This window comes from Xanthobacter sp. NM-59, assembly GCF_021401125.1.
In the GTDB taxonomy this organism is placed as follows: domain Bacteria; phylum Pseudomonadota; class Alphaproteobacteria; order Rhizobiales; family Xanthobacteraceae; genus Xanthobacter.
In genome coordinates, this window is sequence record NZ_JACBFQ010000010.1 from 35213 (window position 1) to 52521 (window position 17309).

Sequence of the window (17309 nt, forward strand, 5' to 3'; positions counted from 1 at the left end):
GCACGGCATGCAGTCTCTCACCTCCCTCCTCGCCGCCGGAACGCGCAGCTTCACCTGCCGGCCGTGGCCACGCGCGGTCCTCGACCCCGGCGCGTGGTCGGCGCTCGCGGCGCATCTGGCCCAGGGGCGCTTCACCCTGGTGTCTCTCTGGGGCGACGTGGATGCGGTGCACATGGCGCTGCTGGACGAGGCCTCGGTCGAGGCCGGCATCGCCACCTGCCTGTGCCCCGAGGGGCGCTTTCCCTCCGTCGGGCAGGTGCACCCGCCGGCGCAGCGGCTGGAACGCGCGGTCCGCGACCTCTACGGCCATGTGCCCGAGGCGGCTCCCGACACCCGGCCCTGGCTGGACCACGGCCGCTGGGGCATCGACGCGCCGTTGGGCGCGGCCCAGGCCGCGGGCGAGGGTGAGCCCTATGCCTTCCTGGCCGCCGAGGGCGCCGCCCTGCACCAGATTCCGGTGGGGCCGGTGCATGCCGGCATCATCGAGCCCGGCCACTTCCGCTTCACCTGCCATGGCGAGACAGTGGTGCGCCTGGAAGCGCGGCTCGGCTATGTGCACAAGGGCATTGAAGGGCTGATGGTGGGCGCTTCAGTGGAGGAGGCGGCGCGCCTTGCCGGCCGCAGCTCCGGCGACAGCACCGTGGCGTTCGCGCTCGCCTTTGCCCGCGCGGTGGAAGCCGCGCGCGGCATCGGCGTGCCGCCGCGCGCCATCTGGCTGCGCGCCCTGGCGGCGGAGCTGGAGCGGCTGGCCAACCATTTCGGCGACGTCGGCGCCATCTGCAACGACGCCGCTTTTGCCCTCATGCTGGCCCATTGCGGCGTGCTGCGGGAACGGACCCTGCGCGCGGCGCAGACCGCCTTCGGCAACCGGCTGATGATGGATGTGGTGATCCCCGGTGGACTGTCGAACGACATGACGCCCGACGGCATCGCCGCCGTGCGCGCGCTGGTGAAGACCGCCCGCGCCACCTTCCCCGAGCTGATCCGCCTTTATGACGACACCACCTCCATCCAGGACCGCACCGTCGGCACCGGCATCGTGCGGGAGGCATTGGCGCGCCGGTTCGGCGCCGGCGGCTTCGTCGGGCGCGCCAGCGGGCGGAGCTTCGATGCCCGCCGCTTCCTGCCCTATCCGCCCTACAACCAGATGCCCTTCACCATTCCCAGCCGCCAGGACGGGGACGTGAACGCGCGCATCTGGATCCGCATTCAGGAGATCGAGGAGAGCCTCTCCCTCGTCACCCGGCTGCTGGACACCCTGCCCGCCGGCCCCACGCAGACTTCCGTGGAGCCCGGCCCCGGCGAGGGCGTGGCCATGGTGGAGGGGTTCCGGGGCGATATCTTCGCCTATGTGCGGCTCGACCGCGAGGGGCGGATGGCGCGCGCCCACCTGCGGGACCCCTCATGGTTCCAGTGGCCACTGCTCGAGGCCGCCATCGAGGGCAACATCGTCGCCGACTTCCCCTTGTGCAACAAATCGTTCAACTGTTCCTATGCGGGCCATGACCTCTAGCGCCGGAGCGGAAGAGCCAACCGGCCGGCGGGCCGCCCCTGATGTCGCATCGTCGGTTCCGCCTATGAAATGCCATGCGCCTGTTTGGAACGGCTTCAAACTACGGGGTGAAGCGGGCAATTTTGGGTATACGGGCTGAACATGTGCAATTGTATATGTGTAGGGCGACCGGCGCGAACCTGAGGTGATCGCCGGGCGCTCAAGGGAATGAGTGATGCGCCAAATCCTGCTGAAGAGCCTGTTGACAGGCCCCCTCACTGAAGATGTGCCCGACGCCACCGAAGTGGCGGCGCTCGGCTCAGCCGTGGGGGCGGCGGCGCAGGCCCGGCTTGGCCGCAGCCTCGCCATCCGGGAGGTGGATGCCGGCTCCTGCAATGCCTGCGAGCTGGAGATCCATGCGCTGTCCAACGCCTTCTATGACCTGGAGCGGTTTGGCCTGAAGTTCGTCGCCTCCCCCCGCCATGCCGACGTTCTGCTCGTCACCGGCCCGGTGAGCCGCAACATGGCCGAGGCGCTCCAGCGCACCCATGAGGCCACGCCGGCGCCCAAATGGGTGGTGGCGGCGGGCGATTGCGCCATCAATGGCGGCGTCTTCGCGGGAAGCTACGCGGTGATGGGGGGTGTCGAGGCGGTCCTGCCGGTGGATCTGCGCATTCCCGGCTGCCCGCCCACGCCCACCGCGCTGCTCCAAGGCCTGCTTGCCCTGCTGAATGCCAATGAGGGGCGCGCCGCGCGCTGAGCACATCGGGCCCCGTCCGCACCCACGCGCGCTCTACTGCCGTCCGGCGCTGTCGCGGGTGAGCTCATCCACGCGCTGCATGATGATGAGCCAGGTCTGCTGCTCCTCGCTCTTGCCGCCGATTTCGAAGCTCTGCGCCATGGTCGCGGCAAAGCCCACGCCTTCGGCGCCATATTGATCCGCGATGATCCAGGCGGTCTGCCACAGGTCCTCGTCGCTCGCCATAGCCGCCTCCTCGCTCACCGGGTCGTCGAGAGGGAGGGGCAGCGGCCGCCCCGGCGGGAGAGCCGCTGCCCAAAATTTCCCCGGCCCCCGCGCGCATTTTCACCACGGGCAGCCAGCTTCGGACGGTCGCGAAATACCGATGCGGGCCGGCCGCCGCGAGGTGCGCACGGCCGGCGAAACCGCGTCTCCTCAAACTGTCACAAGTCCAACACCAGCAGGTCGCCTTTGCCACGCGACACGCAGGCCAGCATCCAGCCTTCGTCGCGCTCGGCGGCGGAGAGGCGCTTGTCGCGGTGGTCCACCTCGCCTTCCAGCACCTTCACCTTGCAGGTGCCGCAGGCACCCTGCTCGCAGGAGGTCCGGATCTTCACCCCCCTTTCCTCGAGCGCGCCGGAGACGGACTTGTCGCCGGGGATCTCATAGGTCTTGCCGGTGGACGCGATCTTCACCGAGAAGACCTTGTCCAGCAGCGGCGCGGGCGCCTTGCCGCCGAACCGCTCCATGTGGATGCGATTGACGCCGAAGCCCTTCTGCTGCGCGGTCTTGGCGATGGGGTCCATCCACCAGTCCACGCCGCACAGGAACAGCTCGGTGTCATCGGGTCGATCGGCGAGGATGTTGGCCGGATTGAAGGGCGGCTGCGCGCCTTCCAGATAGAAGGTGGTGTTCTCCGCGAAGGCGGACGCCTCGATGGTGCCCTGGAACGAGCCCGGAGAACCGCCGGCAAACACATAGTGCAGCTCGAAGGGAACCTCTTTCTTCTTCAGGTGATCGGCGATGCTGAGAATGGGCGTGATGCCGATGCCGCGCGCCATCAGCACGGCGCGGGCCGTGCCCTTGGGCACCGCGAAGCGGTTACGCGGTGCGCTCACCTGCAGGGTGTCGCCCACATTCACGTTCTCATACATGGCCAGCGAGCCGCCACGGCTGTTGGCATCCTTCCACACGCCGATGAGATAGTGGTTGCGCTCGTCGGCGCTGTTGAACAGCGAATACTGGCGCACCAACCCGCCGGGGATCGTCACATCAATGTGCGAGCCGGGCGTGAAGCCGGGCAGCTCCGCGCCTGCGGGATCCACCAGCTCCAGCGAGACCATATTGTTAGCCTCGACCGTCTTCTTCGCTACGACGACCGGGTGCAGGGCATCGTCTGACATTCGAAACTCTCCATGGACCTTAAGCCGATGGGGAGGGAGCAAGGACAAGGCCAGTTTTCAGGCGAAAACCCGCCATTGCGCACCGGAGGTCAAAAAATAGGCAAGTGCCCGGCAGCCGGCATGCACAGCACGGCCCCGCGACGGAGAGCCGCCCCGGCCTGAACGCAGGCCGGGGCGCGCCCGCTGTCAGCCCTCGAAGTCGAGCACGATGCGGCCCTGGATGTCGCCCTTATGCATGCGATCGAAGATGGTGTTGATGTTGTCCAGCCTGTCGGTGTGGATAGTGGCCTTCACCTTGCCCTCGCCCGCGAAGTTGAGCGCCTCCTGCAGGTCGAGCCGGGTGCCGACGATGGAGCCGCGCACGGTGATGCCGTTCAGCACTGTATCGAAGATGGAAAGCGGGAAGTCGCCCGGCGGCAGGCCGTTGAGGGAGACGGTGCCGCCGCGCCCCACCATGCCCAGCGCCTGCTCGAACGCCTTGGGCGAGACGGCGGTGACCAGCACGCCCTGGGCCCCGCCCACCTCCTTCTTCACGAAGGCCACCGGATCGGTGGTGCGGGCGTTGACCGTCAGCGCGGCCCCCAGCGAGCGGGCAAGGTCGAGCTTGGTGTCGTCGATGTCCACGGCGATTACGTTGAGGCCCATGGCCTTGGCATATTGCACGGCGAGGTGCCCGAGGCCGCCGATGCCGGAAATCACCACCCAATCATCGGGCTTGGTGTCCGTCACCTTCAGGCCCTTATAGACGGTGACGCCCGCGCACAGGATGGGGGCGATCTCCGTGAAGGAAATGTTGGCCGGCAGGTGGCCCACGAAGTTCGGGTCCGCCACTACATATTCGGCGAAGCCGCCATTCACGGAATAGCCGGTGTTCTGCTGGTCCTCGCACAGGGTTTCCCAGCCACCCAGGCAATGCTTGCAATGGCCGCAGGCGGTGTAGAGCCACGGCACGCCCACCCGGTCGCCTTCCTTCACATGCTTCACACCCGCGCCGACGGCGGCCACATAGCCCACGCCCTCGTGGCCGGGAATGAAAGGCGGCTTCGGCTTCACCGGCCAGTCGCCCTCGGCGGCGTGAAGATCAGTATGGCACACGCCGCTGGCCGCGATCTTCACCAGGATCTGCCCCGCGCCCGGCGTCGGCACCGGCACCTCCTCAATGGACAGGGGCTTTCCGAACGCGTGAACGACAGCGGCCTTCATGGTCTTCGTCATGCTCTTCCCTTTCGTTCCCATCCGACGGGCCCGAAGGCCAGGCCCCCGGCACCCCCGGCTTTGACAGGGAACGCGCGCGACGATGCACGGCCGGCCCCGCCGCTCGCGCCCCAGGCCCCCGCAGCAGCGGCCCGGACATGAACCGGCGCCCTGGCGCGGGAAACACGGCAATTGGTCATTCCGCTGGCAGCGCCCGGTGCTCAAGCGTTTCGGGCGCGGGCTGGCATGTGGGGGATGGCTGGCGCGCAGCCGAGTGAGGGGGAGACCGAACCGCACCACTCACGGCAAGGAGCGCCACGGCTGCGAGATCGCTGTCGATGTCCGGATCAACGACAGGCACGAATCGACGGCCGCCGGAAGCCAGGGGGAAACTGGCCTCCGGCCTCGATCATGGCCGTTCGTTCCTCCTTGAGCGGTTGTCCGCGGCCGGTCCGCGGGTCGTTTCAGACGCCGCCTTGGGACAGGATGGAGTCCACTGCCCCAAGAACGGCGCCGGTGATCCTTTGTTCCCGGCGGCGGGACGGATGAAAGTGAGGATGCCGGGCATCCCCGCCCCGCCGCCGGCCACGTCTGGCGCCGCGCCTTCACCAGAAGGCGCGGATCCGCTCAGAAGAAGCCGAGCTTCTTCGGGCTGTAGCTCACCAGCAGGTTCTTGGTCTGCTGGTAATGGTCCAGCATCATCTTGTGGGTCTCGCGCCCGATGCCCGACTGCTTGTATCCGCCGAACGCCGCATGGGCGGGATAAGCGTGGTAGCAGTTGGTCCACACGCGGCCCGCCTCGATGGCGCGGCCGAAGCGATAGGCACGAGAGCCATCGCGCGTCCACACGCCGGCGCCCAGGCCGAACAGAGTGTCATTGGCGATGGAGAGCGCCTCCGCCTCATCCTTGAAGGTGGTCACCGACACCACGGGGCCGAAGATCTCTTCCTGGAAGATGCGCATGGAATTGTTGCCCAGGAACACGGTGGGCTTCACATAGAAGCCTTCCGAAAGGTCCCCTTCCAGGGCGTTGCGCTCACCGCCGATCAGCACCTTGGCGCCTTCCGCCTTGCCGATCTCGATATAGCTCAGGATCTTGTGCATCTGCTCGCTGGAGGCCTGGGCGCCGATCATGGTGGAGGGATCGAGCGGCGAGCCCTGCTTGATGTCGGCGACACGCTTCAGCGCCTTTTCCATGAAGCGGTCATAGACGCTTTCCTGGATCAGAGCGCGGCTGGGGCAGGTGCACACTTCGCCCTGGTTGAGGGCGAACATCACGAAGCCTTCGATCGCCTTGTCGAAGAAGTCGTCGTCTTCCGCCGCCACATCCGAGAAGAAGATGTTCGGCGACTTGCCGCCCAGCTCCAGGGTGACCGGGATGAGATTCTGGCTGGCATAGCCCATGATGAGGCGGCCGGTGCCCGTCTCACCCGTGAAGGCGATCTTGGCGATGCGCTTGGAGGAGGCGAGCGGCTTGCCGGCCTCCAGGCCGAAGCCGTTCACGACGTTGAGAACGCCGGCGGGCAGGATGTCGGCGATCAGCTCGGCCAGCACCAGCATGGAGGCCGGGGTCTGCTCGGCCGGCTTCAGCACCACGCAATTGCCGGCGGCGATGGCGGGGGCCAGCTTCCACGCGCCCATCAGGATCGGGAAGTTCCAGGGAATGATCTGGCCCACCACGCCGAGCGGCTCGTGGAAGTGATAGGCGATGGTGTCGTGGTCGATCTCGGAGAGCGCGCCTTCCTGGGAGCGCACGCAGGCCGCGAAATAGCGGAAGTGGTCGATGGCCAGCGGAATGTCCGCCGCCGTGGTCTCACGGATGGGCTTGCCGTTGTCCCAGGTCTCGGCCAGCGCGAGCAGGTCGAGATTCGCCTCCATCCGGTCGGCGATGCGGTTCAGGATCAGCGCGCGCTCGGCGGCCGGGGTGCGGCCCCAGGCGTCCTTGGCGGCGTGGGCGGCGTCGAGAGCCTTCTCAATGTCGTGCTCATCGGAGCGCGCCACTTCGCAGATCACTTTACCGTTGATGGGCGAGATGTTCTCGAAATAGCGCCCGTTCACCGGCTCCACGAAGGTGCCGCCGATGAAGTTCCCATACCGGGCCTTGAAGGGCGAGGCCTTGTCCTGATTGAGGAATTCTGGCTTGTTCATGGTTTCCTCCCACTGTGGGTCGCGCATCCTATCGCAGCCCTCGTGCCAATTGCCGGCCGGATGCGGAACTTTTATTCTTGCAGTGCGGTAAGTTGTTGTGCGGCTGCACTTCAGGTCAAGGCTGGATCCACTCCACTTTGGCCGGAGCTGGACGCGGCATGAACAGTCGTGCGAGACTGTCGCCCATAAGAACAACACGGAACGACAGGTGTCGCATTTTGCAACACCCGTCATTTGGGAGCGAAAACGTCCCGAGGTGCCGATGCTGCAGACCATCCCGTCCCGCGACGCCCACCTGTTCTCGCACGAGGCGCTGGTTGCCGCGCGCCAGCGCTTCTTCTCCGGGGAAGCGATCTGCACTGGCGTGGCTGAGCCGATCCTGCGCTCCTGGACGCGCTGCGCCGCGCGCGGCCTGCCGCCGGGCGGACGCGTCGCCCCCGAGCCCGTCACCGCGGGCGAGCTGCGCCAGCACCGTGACCGGGCGGAAACCCTGCGCCGGCGCTGCCGGCCGGAGCTGGAGGCGCTCCACGCGGATGCCGCCGTCACCGGCAGCATCGTTATCCTCACCGATCCCTCAGGCTTGGTGCTGGACACCATCGGCTCGGCGGAATTCGCCGATCGCGCAGCCCAGGTCTCCCTGCTGCCGGGCGTGAACTGGAGCGAAACCGCCATCGGCACCAACGCCATCGGCACCGCTTTGGTGGAGCGCCGGCCACTGGAGGTGCGCGGCGCCGAGCATTATGCGGAGGCCCACGGCATCCTGAGCTGCGCGGCGGCACCCATTCTCGATCCCTTCGGCGAGGTGGTGGGCCTGCTGGACCTGTCCGGCCCCTCGGCGGTGGCGCAGATGCACGCTCTGGGGCTGGTGCAGCTGGCCGTGAACCAGGTGGAGCACCGCCTGTTCGAGGGCGCCTTCCCCGGGCATACCGTGGTGCGCTTCCACACCGATGCCAGCTTCCTGGGCACCAGCCGCGAAGGCATCCTGGTGTTCGAGAACTATCGCCTGGTGGCCGCCAACCGCTGGGGCCTCGCCCAGCTCAGCCTCGGCTGGGATGCCCTGGGAACCTGCCGTTACAGCGAGCTGTTCGAGGGCAGCCTGGGCCGGAGCGCGGAGGTACGGCGCGTGCGCAGCACCCGCGGCGACACCCTGCATGCCCGCGTGGAGCAGCAGCCGTCCCGCCAGGCCTCATCCCGGACCTCCGCCGCGCAGCCGGACGGCAGCCGCGCGGTCAGCGCCCCGGCTCCGACAGCGACGCCGGCGGAACCGCTGCCCGCGGCCCTGTCACGCCAGTCGCCCGAGCCTTGCTTCGATGCCGCCACCGCCGAGGCCCTGCGCCGCGCCGTGCGCCTGCTTGATGCTGGCGTGCCGGTGCTGATCCAGGGCGAAACCGGTTCAGGCAAGGAGGTCTTCAGCCGCCAGATCCACGCCCGCTCGCAGCGCGCGCAGCGGCCGTTCGCGGCGGTGAACTGCGCCGCCTTGCCGGAGGGGCTCATCGAGTCCGAGCTGTTTGGCTATGAGGACGGCGCCTTCACCGGCGCCCGCCGGGCCGGCTTCAAGGGCCTGCTGCGCGAGGCCGATGGCGGCGTTCTCTTCCTGGATGAGATCGGCGACATGCCGCTGGCGCTCCAGACCCGCCTGTTGCGGGTGCTGCAAGAGCGGGAAGTCACGCCACTGGGGGGCGGCAAGCCCGTGCCCGTCGATTTCCACCTGGTCTGCGCCACCCACCGCGACCTGAAGCAGCTGGTGGATGCCGGCACCTTCCGCGCCGACCTCTATTTCCGCATCGCCCAGTACACGGTGGCGCTGCCGGCGCTGCGACACCTGCCCGAGCGCGAGGCCCTGGTGCGGCACTTCTGGCGGGAGCTGGCGGGTGAGGGCGATGCGCCCGCCCTTTCGCCCGAATGCGTCGCGACCCTGGCGCGCTATTCCTGGCCTGGCAACTTCCGGCAGTTCGTGGGCACGCTCAAGGTGCTGCATGCTTTGGCCGAACCCGGCGGCATTCTGGGCCCTGAAGCCCTGCCCGCGGACCTGCGCGCTGATCTGCGCGACGGCCCGCGCGATGCCCCTGCGGACGTAGCGGACACCCTCCGCGAGGATGACCTTCAGACGGTGACGCGCGCCACCATCCAGGCCGCCCTTGCCGCTTGCAACGGCAACATTTCCATGGCGGCGCGGCGGCTCGGCATCCACCGCTCGACCCTGCACCGCCACCTGGCGGCCGAGCGGCACCCCGGCAAGCCCACCTGACGCATTCCCCTGCAAAAGGGTTGGAGCGGGCGGCAAAATGCGTTTTCCTCCCGGTACCAGCCTGCTCCGGTCCGCACCGAAGCCCAGGCGCAAGGTGGAGGATGACGATGACGCCCCCAGCGGCAGACGAGTCCATTGGCCATGAGAGCCTGGGTTATGAGAGCCTGGGTTATGAGAGCCTGGGTCATGTGACCCTCGGAGACGGATGCCGCCTCGCCTACCGTTTTGACGGGCCGGCGGACGCGCCGGTTCTGCTGCTGTCCCACGCCCTCGGCACGCGGCTGGAGATGTGGGACCCGCAGATACCCGCACTCGCCGAGACCTTCCGGGTGCTGCGCTACGACTGCCGGGGCCACGGCCGCTCGGACGTGCCGGTGGGCGCCTATGGCATGGACCGGCTGGGGCGCGACGTGGTCGAGCTCATGGACACGCTGAGCGTCGAGCATGTGCATTTCTGCGGCCTGTCCCTGGGCGGCATGGTGGGGCAGTGGCTGGCCGCCCGGGTGCCGGAGCGCGTAACGGGGCTGGTGCTCGCCAACACCACCGCCCACATGGGGCTCGCCTCGGTATGGGACGAGCGGATCAACGCCGTACTGGACGGCGGCGTGGCCGCCCTGACAGAAAGCGTGCTGATGCGGTGGTTCACCCCCGCTTTCCTCGCCGCCCATCCCGAGCGCGTGGCGCCGGTGCGCGCCATGCTCAACGCCACCGCGGCCGAGGGTTATGCCGGCTGCTGCGCCGCCATCCGCGACATGGACCTTCGCCTCACCGCCCCGCTGATCCGCGCGCCAACCCTGGTGATCGTCGGCACCCAGGACCCCTCCACGCCGCCCGAGGAAGGGCTGCGTCTGGCCCAGTCCATCGCCAGCGCCCATGTGGCCAAGCTCGATTGCGCCCACCTCTCCAATGTGGAGCAGGCGGACGCCTTCACCGAGCTGCTGCTGGCCCATTGCGGCGCCGGAGCCTGATACGCGGGCCCGATCCTGAACCGGGACCAAGACGCCAGCCGCTTGCCCCCGGTGTGGGATGGGCGCCGCGGCGCCCCGTCAGCTCAGGCCTTGACGCGCTTCAGGAAGCCGTCGGGCGCAACGGTGATCTGGAGCTTGTTCTGGATCGCCACGTCGATCTCGAACTCCGGATGCCCCTTCAGATAGGCATGGACGGCGGTCTTGGGATTGTTGCCCACGTCCCAGGGGCGATCGTGGAACAGGCCCTTCGGCAGGTCCTCGACGATGGTGTCGAACACCACGCAATAGCTGTCGGCGCTCACCAACGGGGCATAGGCCTCCAGCTCCGCCAGCGCATGGTCGTGGGAATGGTTGCTGTCGAGGCAGACGAGAATGCGCGCGTGGCCTTCCGCCCGGCGCTTGACCTCGGCCACGATCTCAGGGGCGATGCTGGAGCCCTGGATCATCTCGATGCGCGAGGCCATGGGATGGGCCTCGATGGCCGCGCGGTTATGGGCCCGGATGTCGATGTCGACGCCGATCACCTTGCGCCGGCTCGCGCGCGGGTCCATCGGCGTGCCCGCCTCGATGGCATCGGTCAGGTCGAGCAGGGCCAGCATGGAGGCGCTGAAGATCAGCGAGCCGCCATGGGCGATGCCGGTCTCGATGATGAGGTCGGGCCGTACCGACCAGATCAGCTCCTGCATCGCGCAGATATCCTGCGGATACTGGATGATCGGCCGGCCCATCCAGGAGAAATTGTAGGAATATTTGGCGTTGATGGAGCTGAGCATGAAGCGCCCGGTGTCCTGACGCAGCTGGGCGTCCGTGCCGAGGGCCGCGATGCGGGCTTCTCTTTCCTGTTCGAACTCAGTCATTTCCGACCTCGACATAGCGGTAGGCATGGTGCGACATGGCGCGGATCTCGTCCGCGTAGTTCGGATTCATGATGTAGATGGTGGATCCCGGTGCCAGCAGGGCCAGTCCCTCATCCGGCGCATGAACGCGCAGGCCGGTGACGGGCATGTGCCGGCCCTGTTTCGCCGGATTGATGTCGATGGCGAGATCGACCGGATGTCCGGCGCGCGCGCGCAGCAGGGCATAGATCACCCCCTTCGAGGCGCATCCCCAGATCGCCCCGCCCGCGCCGTCCATGGTCGCCAGGGAGGCGGCGAAGTTCTCGGGGACGGTGACGGCGTCACCGGGCACGAAGGCGGGCGCCTGAACGGTGGCGAGATCGGCCACCACATAGAGATATTGCCCGCCGAACAGCCGCCCGCTCTCCACCACGGTGCCGAACATCTTGTTCAGGTCGGCCAGGCGGAAATAGTTCACATGCTCATAGAAGATGTCGAACCAGGCGCGATTCTCCAGAATCCAGTCGAGGCAGGGCACCTCGATATAGATGAGCCCCTGCCCACCGTTCGCGACCTTCAGATTCTGCAGGAAAGCGACCGGGTCGGCGATATGCTCCAGCACATGGCGCAGGATGAGCCCGTCGCCGGACATGCCCATTCCCGGCTCGAAGAAGCGCCGCTGGATCCGGGGATTGTCGCCCTCATAGGCGGCATCGAAGCCGACGATGTCGAACCCGGCCGCCAGCAGCATCTCCAGGAAGAAGCCCTTGCCGCAGCCCACCTCGACCAGCCGCTCCCGGCCGAGCCGGCGGGCAATGATCTCGCGCACCTCCTCCAGATGCCGCACGAAGGCGGAGCTGAGGGACTGCTCGTTGTGGTAATTGCTGTCGTAGATGACGAGCTCGGGCCGAAAGGCCGCGTTGAACACGAGGCCGGTGGCCGGATCCTGCACCAGCCGCACGTCACCCAGCTGGCACGCCTGCGCCTCCCGCACGGTGGCATAGACACGGTTCTGCAGCACGGGCAACCCGGTTTGCTCGTATAGCGCCTTCATCACCCCGCCCTTCCCCGGGTGCGCCCCGCACCCGCAACGGCCGCGCCCGCGCGCGGAGATCGAGGATTACGGGACGAACCTTGCGCGGGTCCGGCGTCCGCGGCGCTCATGAAATCTGCAGCCGGGGCACCGCCGTGACGAAGCGGGTGCCGCGCGCAGCGAGCTCCGCATTCTGCCGGCGCACCTCATCCGCGATGTTCCACGGCAGGATGAGCACGTCATCGACGGGCTGCTCCAGCAGCGCGGAAGGCGGCAGGATCGGAATATGGCTGCCGGGCATGAAATGCCCCTGCTTGGAGGGGGCTGCATCGCACACGAAGGGCAGAAGGTCCGGCTTCACGCCGGCATAGTTCAGCAGGGTGTTGCCCTTGGCCGCGGCGCCATAGGCGGCGACCCGCCGGCCTTCCCGCTTCCGCGCGATGAGGAAGGACAGAAGGTCGTCCTTGATCCGGTCCGCCCGCGCCTGGAACGCGCTGTAGGTGGCGAGATCCTCCAGGCCGCGCTCCCGCTCCAGGGCCAAGAGGTCATGCACCGCCGCGCTGGTGGGCCGGGCATCCTCGTGATGGCAGCCGAAAATCCGCAGGCTTCCGCCATGGGTCGGCAGCTCCTCCACGTCGAACACCCTTAGCCCGGCGCTGGCGAACAGCCGGCCGACGGTGCGCAGCGACAGGTAGGAGAAGTGCTCGTGGTAGACGGTGTCGAACTGCGCCTCATCGATCAGCCGCATGAGGTGCGGAAACTCCAGCGTGATGGTGCCCGTGGGCTTCAGCACGGCGGCAAGGCCGGCGGTGAAGTCATTGATGTCGGGAACATGGGCATAGACATTATTGCCGATGACGAGATCCGCCTGCTGCCCCTCTGCGGCCAGCCGGCGCCCCACCGCCGCCCCGAAGAACTTGCGCAGCACCGGAATGCCCAGCTTCTCGGCCGCGTCGGCGGTGCTCGCCGTGGGCTCGATGCCCAGGCACGGAATGCCGGCGGCGACGAAGTTCTTCAGGAGATAGCCGTCGTTGGAGGCGACCTCGATGACGAAGCTGCCGGCATCGAGCTCAAGCTTGCCGATCATCTTCTCCACATAGCGGGCCGCATGGGCGAGCCAGCTGGAAGAGGTGCTGGAGAAATAGGCATAGCCCGGGGTGAAGAGCGCGTCGGCGGCGGCATAATCCTCGGTCTGGACCAGCCAGCAGCGGTCGCACACCTTCACCTTCAGCGGGAAATAGACCTCCGGCCGGTGCAGGTCCGCCGCGCAGAGATAGGCGTTGGACGGCGGCGCGAAGCCCAGATCGAGAAAGGTGTGCGCCAGGGGAGCGGAGCAGTGGCGGCACTTCATCGGCGAGCCCTGTGATCGGGGAGAGTGAAGAACAATCCGGCCCGGCGCTTTCGCGCCCGTGGTGCCCTGGTGCAGCCCCGCTCTGCGCCATGGCACGGCCGGCATCACCGGTCAGGCCTGCCCGGCCACCCAACGCAGATCGGCGCCGAGCCGGCCGGCGGCCATGTGCCGGCGCAGCATGTTGAGCCGCATATAAGGCGACTCGCGGAAATTCGCGTCCCTGAAATCCATGCGCCGGAACCCGTCCACCAGCCGCTCGATGGAGCGGTCGAGGGACACCTGCGGGATGTTGTCCGGCGCCAATGCGCGGAACAGGGCGAAATCCACCCGGTAAGAACGGTTGTCCGGCGGGGCGTCGGTATTGATGCTCACCTTCACCCCGGGAACATGACGCGCCACCGCCTCGGCCAGGTCGCGCACCTGGTAGTTATTCTCGTCGCGGCCCGCATTCACGGCCAGCCAGGGCCCGCCATTCTCCCGCGTGCGGCCGATGGCCCAGGCGATGGCGCGGGCCATGTCCTCCACATCGATCAGCGGCCGCCAGGGCGTGCCGTCGCTGAGCACGGAGATTTCGCCGCGGGTGAGGGCGCAGGCCACGAAATCGTTCAGCACCAGGTCGAGCCGCAGCCGGTCGGACATGCCGCAGGCGGTGGCGAAGCGCAGGGAGGTGAACACCATGTCGCCGAGCGGCCCATCACGCAGGTCGCTTTCCGTGCCGATCTTGGAGCGGGCATAGGCGGTCAACGGGTTGGTCGGGTCGCCCTCCTTGCGCGGGCTGCCCTCGGTGGCGCCGTACATGGAGCAGGAGGAGGCGAAGACGAAATTCCGCACGCCGCTCTGCGCCGCCAGGCGGGCGATGCGCACGCTGGCGTCGCGGTTCACTGCGCCGGTGACCTCCTCGAACTCCTTGCCCATGGGATCGTTGGAGATGGCGGCCAGATGCACCACCGCGTCCACGCCCTCCAGCAGCTCCGCGGGAAACGCGCGCACATCGCCGAAATGCTGGCGCGCGAGCACGGATTCGGGCAGCCGCTCCGCCCCCGTCAACGCATGGCCGAAGAAGCCCGCATCATAGCCGATCAGCTCGATGTCCGGGTTCGCTCCCTTGAGGTAGCGCGTGAGCACAGAGCCGACATAGCCCATGTTTCCGGTAATGAGGACCCGCATCCGCCCGCTCCCTGCGCCTCGCCGCCATCCAAGGCGCCCTATGGGGTTAGCATAATCAGGCGACAGAAGGGGGACGACCTTAGGCTGAGCGCTTTCCCCCCATTTCTCACGCGAGGGCAATGGGGCAGAGCCTCCCCCGAGCGCATTGCGTTTACCCGAACCGGCGCCCCTCCACTCGAAGCGCCCTAGAGCTCCAGGGATGAGAGGACGCCGCCGCGCATCAGCGCGCCGTCGCGGCCCGGCGGCTCGCCGAACAGCCGGCGATAGTCGCGGCTGAATTGGGAGGGGCTCTCATAGCCGATGGAGAACCCCACATTGGCCACCTCCACCCCGTCGGAGAGCAGCATGCGCCGGGCGGTCTGCAGGCGGATCTGCTTTTGGAACTGGATGGGCGACATGGCGGTGGCGGCGCGAAAATGGCGGTGGAAGCTGGCGAGGCTCATCCCCACCAGGGCGGCCAGATCGCTCACACGCAGCGTTTCCGCGAAATGATCGCGGATCCAGGCTACCGCGCGGGCGATGCGCGCCAGCCGGCTGTCGGCAAGCCCCACCTGGCGCAGCATCGCGCCATGGGGGCCGTTGAGCAGCCGCCACACCATCTCACGCCGGATCAGGGGCGAGAGCACCGCGAGGTCGCGCGGGGAATCCAGCATCGCCAGCAGCCGGCCCAGAGGGTCGAGCAGGTCGGCTTCCATCCGGCACACCGCGATGGAGGCGAAGCTTCCGGCCGCCGGCTCCTCCACGGCATCCAGCAGCAGGTCGGCGATCATGGCCGGGTCCACGGCAAGGCTGAACGCCATGTAGGGCCGCTCCGCGCTCGCCTCGACGATCTGGGCGGTAATGGGCAGGTCCATTGAGGCGATCAGGCACTTGCCGGTGTCGTAGCGAAAGGCGCGCTCGCCCAGAAGGCTCATCTTCGCGCCCTGCAGCACGCCGCAGAAGGACGCCTGATACACCGAGTGCAACAGGCCGGACGGCTCCTGCGCCACCATCAGGCGCAGCCCTTCCAGCGGCGTCTCGCGGCCAAAGCGCTGCCATTGCCGCCAGAGCAGCTCGCGGGGCCGGTCGAGGAGATCATCACTCATGGCCCTAAAGTAGGCCACCGCGCGGGCGGGAAAAGCCCCGCCCGGCGTTTTGAGAGAATCGGGCAAGAGAGCGCGAGGATCCGCGTCGCGCCGGGGCGGCCGGCGGGCCTATGTCATCGGCACGGGTTGTCCCGCCATAAGGAGCATGACCATGCGTTATCGTCAGCTCGGCCCCAGCGGCCTTTTCGTTTCCGAGATCTGCCTCGGCACCATGACGTTCGGCGGCAATGAGGGCATGTGGGCCCAGATCGGCCAGCTCCACCAGGAAGAAGCCGACGCGCTGGTGAAGGCCGCCGTGGAGGCCGGCGTCAACTTCATCGACACCGCCAATGTCTATGCGGGCGGGGAGAGCGAGCGCATCCTCGGCCGCGCCATCCGCAATCTGGGGCTCTCGCGCGATGATCTCGTCATCGCCACCAAGGTGCTGGGCCCCATGGGCGAAGGCCCGAACGCCCGCGGCGCCTCGCGCAAGCACATCCTCGACCAGTGCAAGGCGAGCCTTCAGCGGCTCCAGCTCGACCATATCGACCTCTACCAGATCCATGGCTTCGACGCCGCCACGCCCATCGTGGAAACGCTGGAGGCGCTCGACACCCTCGTGCGCCAGGGCCATGTCCGCTACATTGGCCTGTCGAACTGGGCGGCCTGGCAGATCGTCAAGGCCATCGGCATCGCCGCCGCCCGCCAGCTGGCGCCCATCCTGTCGCTGCAGGCCTATTACACCCTGGCGGGCCGCGACCTCGAGCGCGAGATCGTGCCCATGCTGAAGTCCGAGGGGCTGGGGCTGATGGTGTGGAGCCCGCTCGCCGGCGGTCTGCTCTCCGGCAAGTACAGCCGCTCGGACGAAGCCTCCGGCAGCGGCCGCCGTGCCGCCTTCGACTTCCCGCCCGTGAACCGCGACCGGGGCTATGGGGTGATCGACGCCATGCGGCCCATCGCCGAGGCCCATGGGGTGAGCGTGGCGCAGATCGCCCTGGCCTGGCTGCTGCACCAGAGCGTGGTGACCAGCGTCATCGTCGGGGCGAAGCGGCCAGACCAGCTGGCCGACAATCTCGCCTCCACCCGCGTGCGCCTGTCCACCGAGGAGCTCGCGGCGCTGGATGCGGCGAGCGCCCTGCCGCCGGAATATCCCGGCTGGATGCTGGAGCGCCAGGGCGGCTACCGCGCCCACATGGCCGAAAGCCAGCGCTGACGCACTCCCGCAAACCCGCCCCGGCCGACCTCAGTCGTCGTCCGGGGCGTCATCCGCGCGGGCCACGGGCTCCAGGCTGGCGGGGTCGTATTTGGCCTTGAGCCGCCGGCCCTGGGCATTGGTAGCCCGCACCTTGTAGCAGCCGTCGTCGGAACGGATGGACAGCACGGTCCAACCCTCCGCCTCCAGCTTCTTCTGAAGGGCGGCGCGCGGCTGCCATTGAGCAAGGGGCACATCGCAATGGGGTCCGGCCATCGCCGGGCCCGCGCCGAGACCCACGGCGCCCAGGCTCACCGTGGCGAGGCAGACCATGGCGAGACCGCCCGCGAACGCTGCGCTTTTCACCTTCACTCTCCTTCGCACGCCCCGCGTCCAGCAGAAGCACGCGGAGCTGACGGCCACCTGAACGACGCGGCGCATTCGCGCGCCCCATGGCCGGCCCGCCGGGCTACA

15 protein-coding genes are annotated in these 17309 nt (G+C 68.0%); 5 read left to right on the plus strand and 10 right to left on the minus strand.

Annotated elements, in window-relative coordinates; genetic code table 11:
• Nucleotides 1-7 precede the first annotated feature (7 nt).
• The gene (locus L0966_RS16775; RefSeq protein ID WP_234053116.1) at nucleotides 8-1513 is read left to right on the plus strand and encodes an NADH-quinone oxidoreductase subunit C; all 1506 of its coding nucleotides are present in this window, start codon (nucleotides 8-10) and stop codon (nucleotides 1511-1513) included.
• A gap of 214 nt (nucleotides 1514-1727) precedes the next feature.
• A complete protein-coding gene (locus L0966_RS16780; protein WP_234053117.1) occupies nucleotides 1728-2252 on the plus strand; it encodes an NADH-quinone oxidoreductase subunit B family protein in 525 nt (174 codons plus the stop codon).
• A gap of 33 nt (nucleotides 2253-2285) precedes the next feature.
• On the opposite strand, the gene L0966_RS16785 is transcribed toward L0966_RS16780, so the two are convergent.
• The 4 genes from L0966_RS16785 to adh form a co-directional block, all read right to left on the minus strand.
• A complete protein-coding gene (locus L0966_RS16785) occupies nucleotides 2286-2477 on the minus strand; it encodes a hypothetical protein (protein WP_234053118.1) in 192 nt (63 codons plus the stop codon).
• 197 nt (nucleotides 2478-2674) lie between these two features.
• The gene (locus L0966_RS16790; protein WP_234053119.1) at nucleotides 2675-3634 is read right to left on the minus strand and encodes a PDR/VanB family oxidoreductase; all 960 of its coding nucleotides are present in this window, start codon (nucleotides 3632-3634) and stop codon (nucleotides 2675-2677) included.
• Between the two features lie 186 nt (nucleotides 3635-3820).
• On the minus strand, nucleotides 3821-4849 hold the full coding sequence (gene adhP, locus L0966_RS16795) for an alcohol dehydrogenase AdhP (RefSeq protein WP_234053120.1): 1029 nt from the start codon (nucleotides 4847-4849) through the stop codon (nucleotides 3821-3823).
• Between the two features lie 606 nt (nucleotides 4850-5455).
• On the minus strand, nucleotides 5456-6976 hold the full coding sequence (gene adh, locus L0966_RS16800; protein WP_234053121.1) for an aldehyde dehydrogenase: 1521 nt from the start codon (nucleotides 6974-6976) through the stop codon (nucleotides 5456-5458).
• Nucleotides 6977-7238: 262 nt separating this feature from the next.
• Here adh and L0966_RS16805 point away from each other — a divergent pair, with 262 nt between their 5' ends.
• Both L0966_RS16805 and pcaD read left to right on the plus strand, forming a co-directional pair.
• Nucleotides 7239-9224 carry a sigma-54-dependent Fis family transcriptional regulator gene (locus L0966_RS16805; protein WP_234053122.1) on the plus strand — a complete coding sequence of 662 codons (1986 nt, stop codon included), beginning with the start codon at nucleotides 7239-7241 and terminating at the stop codon, nucleotides 9222-9224.
• Nucleotides 9225-9331: 107 nt separating this feature from the next.
• Nucleotides 9332-10192 carry a 3-oxoadipate enol-lactonase gene (pcaD, locus tag L0966_RS16810; protein WP_234053123.1) on the plus strand — a complete coding sequence of 287 codons (861 nt, stop codon included), beginning with the start codon at nucleotides 9332-9334 and terminating at the stop codon, nucleotides 10190-10192.
• Between the two features lie 83 nt (nucleotides 10193-10275).
• On the opposite strand, the gene L0966_RS16815 is transcribed toward pcaD, so the two are convergent.
• The 5 genes from L0966_RS16815 to L0966_RS16835 form a co-directional block, all read right to left on the minus strand.
• Entirely contained in the window at nucleotides 10276-11049 is a 774-nt protein-coding gene (locus L0966_RS16815; RefSeq protein ID WP_234053124.1) for a cephalosporin hydroxylase family protein, read from the minus strand.
• Nucleotides 11042-12082 (minus strand): class I SAM-dependent methyltransferase, encoded by a 1041-nt coding sequence (locus L0966_RS16820; protein ID WP_234053125.1) that lies wholly within the window; start codon nucleotides 12080-12082, stop codon nucleotides 11042-11044. Before L0966_RS16820 ends, L0966_RS16815 begins: the two co-directional genes overlap by 8 nt.
• A 106-nt stretch (nucleotides 12083-12188) precedes the next feature.
• Nucleotides 12189-13412, minus strand: a complete 1224-nt coding sequence (locus L0966_RS16825) for a class I SAM-dependent methyltransferase (protein WP_234053126.1) — start codon at nucleotides 13410-13412, stop codon at nucleotides 12189-12191.
• A 111-nt stretch (nucleotides 13413-13523) separates the two neighbouring features.
• Complete coding sequence (locus L0966_RS16830) at nucleotides 13524-14579, minus strand: NAD(P)-dependent oxidoreductase (RefSeq protein ID WP_234053127.1); 1056 nt, start codon at nucleotides 14577-14579, stop codon at nucleotides 13524-13526.
• A 185-nt stretch (nucleotides 14580-14764) separates the two neighbouring features.
• Nucleotides 14765-15664 carry an AraC family transcriptional regulator gene (locus tag L0966_RS16835; RefSeq protein ID WP_234053128.1) on the minus strand — a complete coding sequence of 300 codons (900 nt, stop codon included), beginning with the start codon at nucleotides 15662-15664 and terminating at the stop codon, nucleotides 14765-14767.
• Between the two features lie 151 nt (nucleotides 15665-15815).
• Between L0966_RS16835 and L0966_RS16840 the strand changes: the two genes are divergently transcribed.
• Nucleotides 15816-16856, plus strand: a complete 1041-nt coding sequence (locus L0966_RS16840; RefSeq protein ID WP_234053129.1) for an aldo/keto reductase — start codon at nucleotides 15816-15818, stop codon at nucleotides 16854-16856.
• Between the two features lie 30 nt (nucleotides 16857-16886).
• Here the strand turns inward: L0966_RS16840 and L0966_RS16845 are convergent, their stop codons facing one another.
• Nucleotides 16887-17201, minus strand: coding sequence for a PepSY domain-containing protein (locus L0966_RS16845; protein WP_370640787.1), 315 nt, complete (start codon nucleotides 17199-17201; stop codon nucleotides 16887-16889).
• Nucleotides 17202-17309 lie beyond the last annotated feature (108 nt).